General features: G+C 58.7%; 14 protein-coding genes. 4 read left to right on the top strand and 10 right to left on the bottom strand.

From position 1 onward, the window contains the following. The first annotated feature begins 24 nt into the window (after positions 1 to 24). Both lipA and Q1W15_RS14115 read left to right on the top strand, forming a co-directional pair. Positions 25 to 1,017, top strand: coding sequence for a lipoyl synthase (gene lipA / locus Q1W15_RS14120; RefSeq protein ID WP_300729703.1), 993 nt, complete (start codon positions 25 to 27; stop codon positions 1,015 to 1,017). A 4-nt stretch (positions 1,018 to 1,021) separates the two neighbouring features. Next, positions 1,022 to 1,966: an LD-carboxypeptidase gene (locus Q1W15_RS14115; RefSeq protein ID WP_300729554.1), complete on the top strand. Its 945-nt coding sequence runs from the start codon at positions 1,022 to 1,024 to the stop codon at positions 1,964 to 1,966. Between the two features lie 436 nt (positions 1,967 to 2,402). On the opposite strand, the gene Q1W15_RS14110 is transcribed toward Q1W15_RS14115, so the two are convergent. The 5 genes from Q1W15_RS14110 to leuS form a co-directional block, all read right to left on the bottom strand. Next, entirely contained in the window at positions 2,403 to 3,707 is a 1,305-nt protein-coding gene (locus Q1W15_RS14110; RefSeq protein WP_300729552.1) for a lytic murein transglycosylase, read from the bottom strand. A 50-nt stretch (positions 3,708 to 3,757) separates the two neighbouring features. Next, positions 3,758 to 3,907 carry an alternative ribosome rescue factor ArfA gene (arfA, locus tag Q1W15_RS14105; protein WP_003444166.1) on the bottom strand — a complete coding sequence of 50 codons (150 nt, stop codon included), beginning with the start codon at positions 3,905 to 3,907 and terminating at the stop codon, positions 3,758 to 3,760. A gap of 116 nt (positions 3,908 to 4,023) precedes the next feature. Continuing rightward, positions 4,024 to 5,061, bottom strand: coding sequence for a DNA polymerase III subunit delta (holA, locus tag Q1W15_RS14100; RefSeq protein ID WP_300729550.1), 1,038 nt, complete (start codon positions 5,059 to 5,061; stop codon positions 4,024 to 4,026). Positions 5,062 to 5,105: 44 nt separating this feature from the next. Beyond that, positions 5,106 to 5,711, bottom strand: a complete 606-nt coding sequence (gene lptE / locus Q1W15_RS14095) for an LPS assembly lipoprotein LptE (RefSeq protein ID WP_300729548.1) — start codon at positions 5,709 to 5,711, stop codon at positions 5,106 to 5,108. Positions 5,712 to 5,798: 87 nt separating this feature from the next. After that, complete coding sequence (gene leuS, locus Q1W15_RS14090; protein ID WP_300729546.1) at positions 5,799 to 8,405, bottom strand: leucine--tRNA ligase; 2,607 nt, start codon at positions 8,403 to 8,405, stop codon at positions 5,799 to 5,801. A 234-nt stretch (positions 8,406 to 8,639) separates the two neighbouring features. Here leuS and Q1W15_RS14085 point away from each other — a divergent pair, with 234 nt between their 5' ends. Together Q1W15_RS14085 and Q1W15_RS14080 are read left to right on the top strand one after the other, a co-directional pair. Next, the gene (locus Q1W15_RS14085) at positions 8,640 to 8,924 is read left to right on the top strand and encodes a hypothetical protein (protein WP_300729544.1); all 285 of its coding nucleotides are present in this window, start codon (positions 8,640 to 8,642) and stop codon (positions 8,922 to 8,924) included. Positions 8,925 to 9,041: 117 nt separating this feature from the next. Continuing rightward, on the top strand, positions 9,042 to 9,803 hold the full coding sequence (locus Q1W15_RS14080; protein WP_300729542.1) for a YdcF family protein: 762 nt from the start codon (positions 9,042 to 9,044) through the stop codon (positions 9,801 to 9,803). A 44-nt stretch (positions 9,804 to 9,847) separates the two neighbouring features. Here the strand turns inward: Q1W15_RS14080 and lnt are convergent, their stop codons facing one another. The 5 genes from lnt to miaB all read right to left on the bottom strand — a co-directional run bounded on the left by lnt (position 9,848) and on the right by miaB (position 15,255). Then, positions 9,848 to 11,371, bottom strand: coding sequence for an apolipoprotein N-acyltransferase (lnt, locus tag Q1W15_RS14075; RefSeq protein WP_300729539.1), 1,524 nt, complete (start codon positions 11,369 to 11,371; stop codon positions 9,848 to 9,850). Between the two features lie 21 nt (positions 11,372 to 11,392). Next, complete coding sequence (locus tag Q1W15_RS14070) at positions 11,393 to 12,232, bottom strand: HlyC/CorC family transporter (RefSeq protein WP_300729537.1); 840 nt, start codon at positions 12,230 to 12,232, stop codon at positions 11,393 to 11,395. 38 nt (positions 12,233 to 12,270) lie between these two features. After that, positions 12,271 to 12,732: an rRNA maturation RNase YbeY gene (gene ybeY / locus Q1W15_RS14065; RefSeq protein WP_300729535.1), complete on the bottom strand. Its 462-nt coding sequence runs from the start codon at positions 12,730 to 12,732 to the stop codon at positions 12,271 to 12,273. Beyond that, positions 12,725 to 13,744, bottom strand: coding sequence for a PhoH family protein (locus Q1W15_RS14060; protein ID WP_300729533.1), 1,020 nt, complete (start codon positions 13,742 to 13,744; stop codon positions 12,725 to 12,727). The genes ybeY and Q1W15_RS14060 overlap by 8 nt, the downstream gene beginning before the upstream one ends. A gap of 182 nt (positions 13,745 to 13,926) precedes the next feature. Then, complete coding sequence (miaB, locus tag Q1W15_RS14055; protein ID WP_300729531.1) at positions 13,927 to 15,255, bottom strand: tRNA (N6-isopentenyl adenosine(37)-C2)-methylthiotransferase MiaB; 1,329 nt, start codon at positions 15,253 to 15,255, stop codon at positions 13,927 to 13,929. Positions 15,256 to 15,283 lie beyond the last annotated feature (28 nt).

Genomic DNA, 15,283 nt, shown 5'->3' with positions numbered 1-15,283 from the left:
CAAACCCTCATCCCTACGCTGGATATCTCTGAACGTGTGGCCCGTGCGAATGAGGCCCGCTCCAAGGTTGAGACCGGCGTTAAATTGCGCGGTGCCGAGAAGGTTGCGCGTATCCCGGTCAAGATTATTCCGACCACCGAACTGCCAAAGAAACCCGACTGGATTCGTGTGCGCATTCCCGTGTCGCCCGAAGTCGACCGCATCAAGGCATTGCTGCGCAAGCACAAACTGCACAGCGTATGCGAAGAGGCTTCCTGCCCGAACCTGGGCGAGTGCTTCTCTGGCGGTACGGCCACGTTCATGATCATGGGTGACATCTGCACGCGTCGCTGTCCGTTCTGTGACGTAGGGCACGGTCGTCCGAAGCCGCTCGACGTCAACGAGCCGGAAAGCCTGGCCATCGCCATCGCCGACTTGCGTTTAAAGTATGTGGTGATCACGTCTGTGGACCGCGACGATCTGCGTGACGGCGGTGCTCAGCACTTTGCTGACTGCATCCGCGAAATCCGTAAATTGTCGCCGAATGTGCTGTTGGAAACCCTGGTGCCTGACTATCGGGGCCGTATGGATGTAGCGCTGGAGATCACCGCCGCCGAGCCGCCAGACGTTTTCAACCACAACCTTGAAACGGTTCCGCGTCTGTACAAGGCTGCGCGCCCGGGTTCGGATTACCAGTGGTCGCTGACGCTGCTGCAGCGCTTCAAGCAAATGATGCCGCACGTTCCAACCAAATCCGGCTTGATGCTGGGCCTGGGCGAGACCGACGACGAAGTGATTGAAGTGATGAAGCGCATGCGCGAGCACGACATCGACATGCTGACATTGGGTCAATACCTGCAACCGTCGCGTAGCCACTTGCCCGTACAGCGTTTCGTGCACCCTGACACCTTCGCCTGGTTCGCCGAAGAAGGGTACAAAATGGGCTTTAAAAACGTCGCCTCCGGCCCGCTGGTGCGTTCGTCGTACCACGCAGACGAGCAAGCGAAGCTGGTCAAGACCATGCTGGTTGGCGCCTGAACCCATGAGCAAGCGGCTCACCGCGCAGGTCTCTTTCAAGACTCACAGCGCGGTGCCCGCGCTCCCTTCTGGCGGGGTGATCGGTTTGATCGCACCGGCCGGTCCCGCAGCACTTGATCTTGATCGTGCTACCCAGTGGGTGAATGCACGGGGCTATCAGCTTCGGGTGTATCCGGGGGTTTGGGAGCGGGACGGCTACCTGGCGGGTGCAGACGCCACACGGTTAGCCGATTTGCACGCCGCGTTTGCGGACAGCAGCGTAGATGCCATTTTCTGCCTGCGTGGCGGTTACGGCAGCCCGCGTTTGCTGGATGGCCTGGATTTTGAGCTTTTACGTCGGCATCCCAAGCCATTTGTGGGGTACAGCGACATCACCGCGCTGCACCTGGCGATCACGCGTTATGCCGGCTTTGTGACCTTTCATGGGCCCATGCTGAATGCTGACTTGCTGGGTGATAAACAGCCACCGACCGAGTCTTCTCTGCTGCACATGCTCAGCGGCCAACAGCCGCCGGCACTGGAGCACCCGGCCGCCTTTCCATTGACAACCCTGGCACCGGGCCGCGCTCGTGGGCGCTTGATGGGCGGTAACTTGTCGATGATTTGCGCCACGCTGGGTACCGCTTACGAACTGGATGATGACGGCATCATTCTGTTTATCGAGGACGTCAACGAGCCTTTGTACCGCGTTGACCGCCTGCTGACGCACTTGCGTCTGGCGGGAAAATTCAACCGGTTGCGTGGAGTCTTGGTGGGGGATTTTGACGGGGTTGATACTGCGTCTCTGGAGCGCCTGCTCAAGCAGGAACTGGGGCCGTTAGGCATTCCGATAGTGTCCGGGTGGCGCAGTGGCCACTGTGATCCGAACCTGACGTTACCGATGGGCGCTCAGGTGCAATTGGATGCCGATACCCAGCAACTGACACTGCAGCAACCCGTAGTCGTATAACCAAGCGGTAGGAGCGAGCTTGCTCGCGATCTTTTGACCTTTAAACGCTCAATGACGCCACTTAAGGTTCCTGCTTTACGCCGTGCCACTTTGAAAAAGCGCAAAGTGGCCAAACGCTCATGCCCCTACCACTCGGTGCCTCGCTGGGGCTCGGCATGCCCTCACCACAGGCCTTGCTCTGTGGGCCGCCGCGATCGGCCAGCGTGGTTTAAGGGGGCCCTTTAGATCAAAAACCAGATCAAAAGATCACGAGCAAGCTCGTTCCTACAGGCCTTGCTCTGTGGTCCCGCTGCGCAAAACCGGCGCGAGGCCCGCGTGGTTCAAGGGGCCCGCGTAGGAGCGAGCTTGCTCGCGATCTTTTAAAGATCAAAAGATCACGAGCAAGCTCGTTCCCACAAACGCTGCCATCCGTAGGAGAGGTCGCTCCATCAAGGCCTTAGCGGTTGCGCAAACTCTCTAACAATGCGTGATTAGGGTAGCCATCGGCTGGCCAGCCCAGTGCTTGCTGTGCATTGCGAATCGCCTTGCGGGTGTTGGCACCGATGATGCCGTCAGGGTTGCCCGCATCGTGGTTGCGGGCATTGAGCAGCGTCTGCAGTTCGACGCGTTCAGAGCGGCTTAATGGCAGGTCATCCTTGGGCCAATCCCCTTTAATGGTTCCCCTACCATTGAACCGCTCAGACAACAACCCCACGGCCAATGCATAGGACGAGGAGTTGTTGTAGCGAAGAATCGCACGGAAGTTGTCCAGTACAAGGAAGGCCGGGCCGCGATAGCCCGCAGGCAGCAGCAGGGTGGCACTCAACGGCTGCGCCCCTGTAACGTTGGCCGGCACGATCACGCCCAGCTTTTGCCATTCGGCGACGCTTTTTCGCACGGTGCCATCGGCCAGTGCATAGTCAAAGCCCGCCGGCACGCTGACTTCAAAACCCCAGGGCTGGCCTTGCTTCCAGCCAGAGCTTTGCAGGTAGTGCGCGGTTGAAGCTAAAGCGTCTGCCGAGCTATTCCAGATGTCCCGACGGCCATCGCCATCGAAATCCACGGCGTGGGTTTCGTAAGTGGTGGGAATGAACTGGGTCTGCCCCATGGCACCGGCCCAGGAGCCCAGCATTTTATCGGGCTGGATATCGCCTTCCTGGATGATTTTCAGCGCGGCCAGCAATTGGCTCTGCGCGAAATCCGGGCGGCGGCCTTCATAGGCGAGTGTGGCGAGCGAGCGGATAACCGACTTGTTACCCTGGAACGTACCAAAGTTGCTTTCCATGCCCCACACCGAAACCAGTGCCTGACGGTCGACGCCATAACGCTGCTCGATACGGCTCAGCAACTCGGCATTTTGCTCCAGCAAACGCTGACCGTTGCGAACGCGCAGCGGTGACAGGGCACCGTCGAGGTATTCCCACACGGGGCGACTGAACTCGGGCTGGCTGCGATCGGCCTTGATGACGCTCATGTCGGGCGTCATGCCGTTAAAGGCGTTATCGAATACCTGCGCGTTGATACCGGCGTTAAGTGCAATCACGCGAAAATTGGCCTGCCACTCACTGAAACTTTGAGCGGGCTGGATATCAGGCATTTCGGTGTTGGTGACAGGTGCGCTTACCGCCGCAGCGGCTGGCGTGACAGGCAAGGGCTGAGCATCGGCTGCAGTGGGCTTTTCGGCGCAGGCGACTAAAAGAATGACGCTGGAAGCGGCAATCAGTTGGCGCATTGGCCAACCACGTTTATGACTTAAGGGCATGCGCAGGTCCAGGTAATGCAAAACAGAAGCAGACCTTATCATTCTCGCCGTCAGGCAGCCAGAAAGTAAAAAGCCTCCCGGTCTCTCGACTGGAAGGCTTCGCGGCGGTAGCTGCCTTTGCCTTTGGCGGGGCGTTCCTGGCGGCTGCGGAACAAGGGTTGGGCGACAATGGATTTGGCCTTATTGGGGCGCTTGCTCATGGTGGAGGTCTCGCTTGAGTGGAACAAGCGCAAATCATCGGCCAGTTTTTTCAAGCTGTCCAGTGCCCTTGTCGGAACGCACTGGGCTGTGAAGGCTTGGCAGCTATGAGTGGGGACTATTCGGCGGGTAGGTTCAGCCGTTGCCCACACATCAACAGGGTCAATCGGCTTAGGCTGCTCCATGCGGACCCCGCCGCTTGGCCTTTGATTTGCGCATCAATGCGCTGTGCATCCATTAACAACTGCGCCCAGCGCTGTGCCGAATAGCGTTGCAACGCTTTGCTCATCAATGATTTGCGTTTCTCCCACACGGGTGGCCGAGCCTGGCTGAAGGCTTTATCCAGCGGTGTGCCCTGGCTGTATTGCAATGCAATATTGGCCAGTACCCGCAGTTCCCGCGCCAACGCCCACAAGATAACCGGTGGTTCTACCCCTTCGCCGCGCAAGCCTTCAAGCATGCGCAAGGCGTGCGCAGTTTCACCGTTGAGAATGGCATCCACCAGGCCAAACACGTCGAAGCGCGCACTGTCCGCCACGGCGGCCTGCACCGTCTCGACCGTGATCTGCCCGTCTTCAGCCATCAGCTTGAGCTTTTCAACTTCCTGGGCCGCTGCGAGCAAGTTGCCTTCAACCCGTGCAGCAATCAGTTCCACCGCATCATGGGTGGCTGACAGCCCGGCTTGAGAAAGGCGCTGACGAATCCATTGCGGGAGTTGGTGGGAATCAACGGGCCAGATTTGTATGAATTGAGTCTGCGCACCGTCGATAAGCGCTTTACCCCACTTGGTCTTCATCGCACTGCCATCGAGCTTTGGCAGGCTGACCAGTAACAAGGTGTCTTCGGCGGGGCGTGAGCAGTACTCGATTAACGCCGCCGCACCTTTGTCACCGGGCTTGCCTGACGGTAGTCGCAGTTCCAGAAGGCGCTTTTCGGCAAACAGCGACATGCTGGCTCCGGCTTGCAGCAGTGAACCCCAATCAAAGCTGGCGTCGGCGCTGAAGACTTGGCGTTCGTCGTAGCCTTGTTGTCGCGCGGCGCTGCGAATGGCATCGGCCGCTTCCTGACTTAACAACGGGTCATCGCCGCTGATGATATACACAGGCGACAGGTTGCCTTGCAGGTGTTTGGCGAGTTGGGCGGGGGCGAGTTTCATAAGGGCTTGATAAGTAGCGGGGCACCTGGGGTGCCCCGTGTGCCTTAGAAGTTAGGGACTTCGAGGGGCGACTGTTGAGGGGTTTCGTCTTGAGCCTTGCGGGCGGCCTCGAGGGCGTCAGCTTGTGCTTTTGCTTTCTCATCCGCGACCTGCTGAAGCTTCTCCAGCTTGGCCGGGGTCAGTTGCTCCAGCCGCAGAATCATTTGCTGAATAAGGTCGCGGCGCATTTCCTTGCTAATGAGGGTTTGCTCTTGGCTGGAGCCCGCGATGTTGTTGCCGTCATGCAGGTAAACCTTGTTCACCTCGAGCTTGTTGTAAAGCAGCGGCAGGTGATCGCGGCCCTGAATCTCGTAACTCAGCACTTTGGTGAGCTGATACTCCGCATTATTGTTGATGCCGGTGTAGCTGGCAGCACGGCGGGTTTCTTGCTCGTTGGTCAGAATCAGCTTGTACGGCGCGTTGGGTGTGATTTTCACACCATTGTTTTCCAGCTCGCGGCGCAGTTCACGCACGGTATCGCCATAAGCGTTACGTGCACTGAGGTCGAGTTCGGTGATCGTCAGCTGATTGGTGCCGGTGCCGCGCAGTTGAAAGCCGCAGGCGCTCAACAGAACAGCAAGGCCCATCACCAGCAAGTTGCGTTTGATCATGTGTAGCTCCCCTTGAAACCGGATAGGCTGCCTCGGCAGCCTTAAAGGTCTAGTTGGGTGCCTGTGTTCAGCAGGCACCTGTTCCTATTAGCTCGCGACGATATTGACCAGCTTGCCGGGTACTACGATCACTTTGCGGATCGTCAGCCCTTCGGTAAAGCGCAGCACGTTTTCATTGACGCGGGCAGCCGCTTCAACGTCTTCACGTGTAGCGCCGGTTGGCATTTCGATCTGGCCACGCAGCTTGCCGTTGACCTGAATCACCAGTTGCAGGGTGTCTTGCACCAGCGCGCTTTCGTCCAGCATCGGCCACGGAGCGTCGATGACCGCACCGATGTGGCCCAGTTGGTTCCACAGTTCGTGGCTGATATGCGGGGTGATCGGAGCCAGCAACAGGGCAACCGTTTCCAGGCCTTCCTGCACCAGGGCGCGTTCTTGCTCGGTGGCGTGCGGCGCTTTTTCCAACACGTTCATCAGGGTCATCACCTGGGCGATGGCCGTGTTGAATTTGTGGTGCTGGCCCACGTCCTGGCTGGCTTGCTTGATGGCCAGGTGGGTGCTGCGGCGGATGATCTTTTGCTCGTCGTTCAGGCTGGCGATATCCAGTTTGCCCGGCAGACCACGGCCAACGTGCGCATGGGCCAGACGCCAGACGCGCTTGAGGAAGCGATGCGAACCTTCTACGCCAGCATCGGACCACTCCAGGCTTGCGTCAGGTGGCGAGGCAAACATCATGAACAGGCGGCAGGTATCTGCCCCGTACTGCTCAATCATCGATTGAGGATCGACACCGTTGTTCAGCGATTTGGACATCTTCTGTGTGCCGCCGATTTCCACCGGCAGGCCGTCCGACTTGAGCTTGGCACCGATGATCTTGGCCTTGGCATCACGTTCGACTTCCACGTCGTCCGGGTTGAAAAAGTCCTTGCCGCCGTTGTCCAGCGAGCGGAAATAGGTCTCTGCGACCACCATGCCTTGGGTCAGCAGGTTCTTGAACGGCTCGTTGGAACTGACCAGGCCTTCGTCGCGCATCAGCTTGTGGAAGAAGCGCGCGTACAGCAGGTGCAAGATCGCGTGCTCAATACCGCCGATGTACTGATCAACCGGCAACCAGTGATCAGCCGCTGATTTTTCAACCAAGCCCTCGGTATAGTGCGGCGACGCGTAGCGCGCGTAATACCAGGACGACTCGACAAAGGTGTCCATGGTGTCAGTTTCACGCTTGGCCGGCGCCCCGCATTTCGGGCAGGCGCACTCGTAGAACTCAGGCATGCGGGCCAATGGCGAACCTGCACCATCCGGCACGACGTCTTCCGGCAATATCACCGGCAATTGGTCTTCCGGCACCGGCACGTCACCGCAGCTTTCGCAGTGGATGATCGGGATCGGGCAGCCCCAATAGCGTTGGCGGCTGATGCCCCAGTCGCGCAGGCGGAACTGAGTGCGCGACTGGCCAAGGCCTTTGGCCGTCAGGGCAGCTTCAATCGCGCTGAAGGCGGCGTCGAAATCAAGGCCGTCGAATTCGCTGGAGTTGATCAATGTGCCGCGCTCGCCGTAGGCGTCTTGCCACGGTGCTGGCGTTTCGTCACCCGCACCGGTGCGCACGACCGGCTTGATCGGCAGGCTGTACTTGGTTGCAAATTCGAAGTCGCGCTCGTCGTGTGCCGGAACAGCCATTACTGCGCCGTCGCCGTAGTGCATCAACACGTAGTTGGCGACCCATACCGTGAGTTTTTCGCCAGTCAGCGGGTGTTCGACGAACAGCGACGTGGGCAGGCCCTTTTTTTCCTGGGTTGCCATGTCGGCTTCGGCAACACTGCCGGCCTTGCATTCAGCGATAAATGCTTGCAGCTCAGGGTTGTTTTGCGCGGCCAGAGTGGCCAGCGGGTGCTCGGCTGCCACGGCGACATAGGTGGCACCCATCAGGGTGTCCGGGCGGGTGGTGAAGACTTTTAGGGTGCCTTCCTGGCCGATGGAGTCGACGTTGTAAGGGAACTGCACTTCCATGCCGCGGGATTTGCCAATCCAGTTGCGCTGCATGGTTTTGACTTGCTCGGGCCAGCCGGGCATGTCGTCGAGGCTTTCCAGCAGTTCATCCGCATACGCGGTGATCTTGAAGTAGTACATCGGGATTTCGCGCTTTTCGATCAGCGCGCCGGAACGCCATCCGCGGCCATCGATTACTTGCTCGTTGGCCAGCACGGTCTGGTCGACCGGGTCCCAGTTGACGGTGCCGTTCTTGCGGTAGATCACGCCTTTTTCGAACAGGCGAGTGAACAGCCATTGTTCCCAACGGTAGTAGTCGGGTTTGCAGGTAGTGATCTCGCGGGACCAGTCAACGGCCAGGCCCAGGCTGCGTAGCTGGGTTTTCATGTAGGCGATGTTTTCGTAGGTCCATTTGGCCGGCGCGACGTTGTTTTTCATCGCGGCATTTTCGGCCGGCATGCCAAAGGCGTCCCAGCCCATCGGCTGCAGCACATTTTTACCCAGCATGCGCTGGTAACGCGAGATCACGTCACCGATGGTGTAGTTACGCACGTGCCCCATGTGTAGCTTGCCGCTCGGGTAAGGGAACATCGATAGGCAGTAGTAGGTTTCCTTGCCTAGATCTTCGCTGACTTCGAAGGACTTTTGAGTGTCCCAGAAGGATTGGGTGGCGGCTTCTATTTCACGGGGCTGATAGTGTTCGTGCATGGCTACTTGTACTAATGAATGGGTGGCCTAATCCTCTTCAACTTAGCGCCGGGTATTGCTTGGCCCGGTCAGGCTGGAGTAGGAGTTACAGGAAGTCAGGTAGCATACATGACCCCCCTCTATCGAGGGAAACCCTGATTGTCTAATCACTCCGTTGGTCGCTACAGCCTACTGCTCTGACAGGCAGGTCTAAGCTCTCCTTGGGGATAGATATTTCCTTCATGAGGTGAACGGATGGCAGAGTTGCAACGAAGCGCAACAACGGAGGTGTATGAGCGTTTGATTGATCGTTTGAGTGTGGCTCTTGATTCAGCAAGAACGGCAGTGCGACTAAGGGGTGAGCGCCCTGCCGATTTGGAATTGCGAGGTTTGAGCCGTGCCGAGCTGGAGTTGATCAACGTGTATTTGAACCGGATCGGGCGTGAGGCTGATAAACGCTCGCAAGGCAGTATGAATGTAGAAAGTGCCACCCATACAGCCAAGGTCATCTGGCTTAAAGACAGGGTGCAGGGAAAGTAGGGCGGTTGCGCAACACGCAGGTCCCGGATTGAGGCAACAGGTGTGCGAGTGATGAATCTGCCCTGTTGATACGCCCCTTCAACCCCCTTAGGCTTCGGGCATCTATGGAGATGCCCGATGCCTGTTCGATATTTCGTTAAATCCCTTCTTTTGCCGCCAGGCCTGTTTTTGCTGCTTTTGTTGCTCGCCTGGTGGTTGCGGTGTACTCGCCCACGACTGGCAGGTGTCTTGTTTTTTCTGGGGCTGGGCGGCTTTTGGCTGATGAGCCTGCCTGTGGTGGTGGAGTGGGGCGCGCGGGCGATTGAGCGTGAGCCGGCCCTGGTTCAAAGCCAATGGGCCACACTGGCGGGGCGTGCCGATGCAATTGTGGTATTGGGTTCAGGGCGCGAACAGGGTGATCCTGCCTGGGGCAGCGATCAGCCCACCGGTATCGGGTTGGAGCGACAGCGTTACGCCGCCCGCTTGGCCAAGGCTTCGGGCCTTCCGGTCTTGGTGACGGGTGGCGCGCCCTTTGGTCAGCCACTCAGTGAGGCGCAGATCATGGCTGATTCGCTGCGCGATGACTTTGGTGTGACGGTACGCTGGCAGGAAGGGCAGAGCCGTACCACATGGGAAAACGCCCGTCTGTCAGCCGATATGCTGCTGCCCCTGGGCATCAAGCGGGTGGTCGTGGTGACGCATGCCTGGCATATGCCCCGCTCGGTCTGGAGCTTTGAACAGGCCGGGTTCGAGGTTGTGCCCGCGCCTGTCGGGTTTTTGAGCGGGGATAATGCGCGGCCGTTGGGTGGGTGGCTGCCCGAGTACAAGTCAATCGGTCAGTCTGGCTTATTGCTCAACGAGGTGGTTGGGCAGATAGCCTACCCGTTGTTCTATCGCTGAGTAATGGCCCGCAGAGCGGCACTGTCCGTTCTGCGGGCCATCACTCAGAGGGTCTTGGCCATCCGTCGGGTGATCAGTGCCCAGCCGATCAGCACGCAGCACAGAACGATCAGCGGCCATGAGCGCCATTGCAGGTAAGGCGTCAGGTTGTGCATGGGCACCACTTCGCCATACAGAATGCCGCGCTCGAACTGCGGGATCTGCGCCGTGATTTGACCGAAGGGGTTGATCAGCCCGGTGACGCCGTTGTTGGTTGCACGGATCATCCAGCGACCGGCTTCCAACGCGCGCATTTGCGCCATTTGCAAGTGTTGCAGCGGGCCGATTGAAGTGCCGAACCAGGTGTCGTTGCTGATGGTCAGCAAAATATCGCTCTGGGCGGCCAGGCCTGCCACGAAATCCGGATAGACCACTTCATAGCAAATCAGCGGCGCAATCTGATAACCCTTGGCTTGCAGCATCGGCTGGTCGGAAGGGCCGCGGGCAAAGTCCGACATGGGCAGGTCAAAGAATGCAATCAGCCCACGCAGCACATCCTGAAGCGGAACGTACTCTCCAAAGGGCACCAGTTTTTGTTTCAGGTAAATACCATCGCCTTCGCCCACGGCGGTGATGCCGTTGAAATAGCGGGGTTCGTGGCGCACTTCCTGGCGAATGGGCACACCGGTAATCAGTGCGGAATGGCGGTCGGCGGCAAAGTTTCCCATCATGCTCAGGTAGCCTTCGGCGTTTTCCTTGAGCACCGGGATGGCCGTTTCGGGCCAGACAATCAAATCGACACGTCGGGAGCTCAATGTCAGGTCGCGGTACAGGGCCAGTTGCGCGTTGAGCTGCGCGGGATCCCATTTCATGCTTTGTTCAATGTTGCCCTGAATCGCCGCCACACTCAGCGGTTCACCCGAAGGGCTGGTCCAGGCGTGATGTTTAAGGGCCTGGCCGATGCACCAAGGGCCGGCCAGTAACAACAGGCCGAGGCCAATAAAGGTGAGGCGTCGGGTTTTGAGCAGGCGCGTAACGTTGCACAACAAAGCGGCAGTTAACGCGAGCGCGAAAGAAATCAGCCACATGCCACCGAGCGGTGCGAGCCCGGCCAAGGGCCCGTCCAGCTGGCTGTAGCCCGAATAGAGCCAAGGGAAACCGGTGAGAAACCAGCCCCGAAACGCTTCTTGGGCGACCCACAGTGCGGCAAATGCCAGTGCGTCGGCCAGCGGTGCTTCGTTGCGGCGTATCCAGCGGGCCCACAGCCAGGCGGGGAGGGCAAAGAACCAGGCGATAGCGGCCGTGAACAGCAGCATCAGAAAGCCGGCCAGCAGTACCGAAGCCCCACCGAAGTGGTGAATGCTGTAGTAGATCCAGCTGGTACCCGCGCCAAACAGGCCAAAACCGTAGCACCAGCCACGGCCAAGCGCCTGCTTGGGGGACAGGTCGCGCAGGCCGAGGTAGAAAAGGGCCAAGGCCACCAGCGCCAAAGGCCAGATATCGAAAGGTGCCAGCGCCAGGGTTGTCAGTGCGCCGGCCGCCACGGCCAGCAAGTTACCGGGCCAGCCGGGGGAGGTTATCCAGCGCATTTCAATCCTTGGTGGTGGTGTTTAGCGGGCGACAGGCGTGAGGCGGATCAAATGAATCCGGCGGCTATCGGCATTCAGGATGCGGAATCGATAGGGGCCGATTTCGGTGATCTCATTGCGTTTGGGCAGGTGCCCGAATGCACTCATGACCAGGCCACCCACGGTGTCGAACTCGTCATCGGAGTATTCGGTGTCGAAGAACTCGTTGAAGTTTTCGATCGGGGTCAGTGCCTTGATCAAGAAGTCACCGCTGGGCAGCGGCTTGATGTAGCTGTCTTCTTCAACATCGTGTTCGTCTTCGATGTCACCGACAATTTGTTCCAGCACGTCTTCAATCGTCACCAGGCCCGCCACGCCGCCGTATTCGTCAATGACGATGGCCATGTGGTTATGGTTGGCGCGAAACTCACGCAGCAATACATTAAGGCGCTTGGACTCGGGAACAAATGTCGCCGGACGCAGCAAGTCCTTGATATTGAACTTGTCGCCGTTCTCTTGAAGGATCAACGGCAGCAAATCCTTGGCCAGCAGGACGCCCAGGACGTCATCGTGGCTTTCGCCGATCACCGGGTAGCGCGAGTGCGCGGCATCGATGATGGACGGGAGAAATTCGCGAGGTGTCTGGGTCGCCTTGATGCTGATCATCTGCGAACGCGGGACCATGATGTCCCGAACCTGCAGGTCAGCCACTTGAATGGCACCTTCGACGATGGCCAGCGCTTCACTGTCCAACAGTTTGTTCTGATGTGCTTCGCGCAGCAGCTCAAGCAGCTCCTGGCGGTTTTTCGGCTCATGGGCAAAGGCCTGGGTCAGCTTACCCAACCATGACTTTTGCCCGTTGCTCGATCGGTCTTCGCTCATAGCGATTTACTCGTATCCCTTGGTTATTTCAGTGGGTGTTAATCAGTGTCGTCGTCTGCATACGGGTCCGGATGACCCAGTTCTGCAAGCAACGTTCGTTCCAGTGCTTCCATTTCTTCGGCTTCTTCGTCTTCTATATGGTCGTAACCCAGAAGATGCAAGCAGCCATGAATCACTAGGTGGGCCCAGTGGGCCTCAAGGGATTTGCCTTGTTCAGCAGCTTCGCGTTCGACCACGGCCACGCAAATCACCAGATCGCCCAGTAACGGGATATCCAGGAACTCGTCGGGCACGTCTGCCGGAAAGGACAGCACGTTGGTCGCGTAGTCTTTTTCGCGCCAAGTGTGATTAAGCTCGCGGCCCTCGGTTTCGTCTACCAGACGAATGGTCATTTCTGAGTCCGCTGTGCGCTGGCGCAGGGCCAGTTCGCACCATTGGCGGAACTGGGCTTCGGTCGGGGCGCTAGCCTCGGTTGCCAATTGCAGGTCTAGCTCAAGCATCGTTGCGGTAATCCTTGGCAGCAGGCAGAGCGGCCAGTTTGTCGGCGGCTTCCTGCTCATAACGGCCATAGGCTTCGACGATGCGCTGCACCAGCGGGTGCCGCACCACGTCCTTGGACTGGAAGTGGGTAAAGCTGATACCCGGAACATCCTTGAGCACTTCGATGACATGGTTCAGGCCGGACTTGGTGCCCTTGGGCAGGTCGATCTGAGTAATGTCGCCCGTGATGACCGCAGTAGAGCCGAAGCCGATACGCGTCAGGAACATCTTCATCTGCTCAACGGTGGTGTTCTGGCTTTCGTCGAGAATAATGAAGCTGTTGTTCAGTGTACGGCCGCGCATATAAGCCAGCGGTGCCACTTCAATGATCTGACGTTCGATCAGCTTGGCCACGTATTCGAAGCCCAGCATTTCGTAGAGCGCGTCGTACAGCGGGCGCAGGTACGGGTCGATTTTTTGCGACAGGTCGCCGGGCAGGAAACCGAGCTTTTCGCCCGCTTCAACCGCCGGGCGCACCAGCAGGATGCGGCGGATCTGCTCGCGCTCCAGTGCATCAACGGCGCAGGCCACGGCGAGGTAAGTCTTGCCTGTACCGGCCGGGCCAATACCGAAGTTGATGTCGTTACCGAGAATTTCCTTCACGTAGCGCTGCTGATTGATCCCGCGAGGGCGGATCATGCCCTTTTTGGTGCGCAGTGAAACGCTGGCTTCGGCCACCGGGTTGCTGGCGAGCTCTTCGACAGCGGATTCCTGCAAGAACAGGTGCACCATGTCCGGCGAAAGCTCTGTGGCCTGGGTTTCGCGGTACAGGCGACGCAGCAGGTTTTCTGCGGTCGCGGTGGTTTTTGGATCGCCGATCAATTCGAACTGATTGCCGCGATTGCGGATCTCGATCGCAAGGCGTTGCTCGATCAAGCGCAAATGCTCGTCGAATTGCCCGCACAGATTAGCGAAGCGGCGAGCCTCAAAGGGCTCGAGGAGGAAACGATGTGGTTCGATGGGTGCGTTCAAGGTCGCTTTTAGCCGCCCTAAGGCAATGGGTATGAGCTGAAGGATAACGCTAGCAGGTCATGCGCGAAAGGGCCGCGATAAATCATTGCCGCTCTGCAGGAGCGAGCGTGCTCGCGATCTTTTAAAAGAGCGCGAGCACGCGAGCGTCGACCAGCGACCAGCGGTCGCTACAGTGTTCGACCTCAGTTCAGCAGCGAGCCCCGTAGGGAGTGCGGCTGGGCGGCATCGATATGAACGTCGGCAAATTGCCCGATCAACTGCGGGTTATCACAGCGGAAGTTAACAATGCGGTTGTTTTCGGTGCGGCCCTGCAGTTCGCCAGGGTCTTTTTTCGAGTAATCGGTGACCAAAATCCGCTGAATGGAGCCGACCATTTGGCGGCTGATCTCAAAACCTTGCTGGTTCAGGCGGTGTTGCAGCGCGTTCAGGCGTTCCTTTTTGCGCGCTTCGGGTGTGTCGTCAGTCAGGTCGGCCGCCGGAGTGCCCGGGCGCTGGCTGTACACGAAGGAGTAGGAGAAATCGAAACCCACGTCCTCAATCAACTTCATGGTCTGTTCGAAGTCTTTCTCGGTTTCCCCCGGGAAGCCGACGATAAAGTCGGAACTGATGCAGATGCCTGGCACGGCGGCGCGCAGTTTGCGCAACTTGGATTTGTACTCCAATGCCGTGTGGTTGCGTTTCATCGCCGACAGAATGCGGTCGGAACCCGATTGCACCGGCAAGTGCAGGTGCTTCACCAGTTCCGGTACCTCGGCGTGGGCCTGGATCAGGCTGTCCGAAAACTCCAGCGGGTGTGAAGTGGTGTAACGAATGCGCTCAATCCCGTCGATGGCCGCGACCACCCGAATGAGTTCTGCCAGGTCTGCCAGGCGGCCATCTTCAGTCAAGCCGCGATAGCCGTTAACATTTTGCCCCAGCAATGTAACTTCGCGTACACCGTTCTCGGCCAGGTGAAGCACCTCGCTCAGCACGTCATCGAACGGCCGGCTGACCTCTTCGCCTCGGGTGTAAGGCACCACGCAGAACGTGCAGTACTTACTGCAGCCTTCCATCACCGACACGTAGGCGCTCGGCCCATCAATACGCGGCTCGGGCAAATGGTCGAACTTCTCGATTTCCGGGAACGACACATCGACCTGCGGCAGCTTGGTGATGCGGGCTGCGTCGATCATTTCCGGCAAACGGTGCAAGGTTTGCGGGCCGAAAACCACGTCCACGTAAGGGGCGCGGTCGCGAATGGCCGCGCCCTCCTGGCTGGCCACGCAACCGCCGACGGCAATCACCATCTCTGGGTTGGCCAGTTTCAGCTCGCGCCACCGGCCCAGCTGCGAATACACGCGGTCTTGGGCACGCTCACGAATGGAACAGGTATTGAGCAGGATGACATCAGCGTCTTCAGCGCGCGCTGTGACTTCCAGGGCCTGATGTTCACCCAGCAGATCGACCATGCGTGAGCTGTCGTACTCATTCATCTGGCAACCGTGGGTTTCGATGTAAAGCTTCTTGGCCATGGGTGTTCATCAAGTGGTTCAAAGAACC

This window comes from Pseudomonas sp. (assembly GCF_030150285.1).
Lineage (GTDB): Bacteria > Pseudomonadota > Gammaproteobacteria > Pseudomonadales > Pseudomonadaceae > Aquipseudomonas.
Note: the sequence above shows the minus strand (reverse complement) of the source record. Positions and strands in the feature narration are given on the sequence as shown.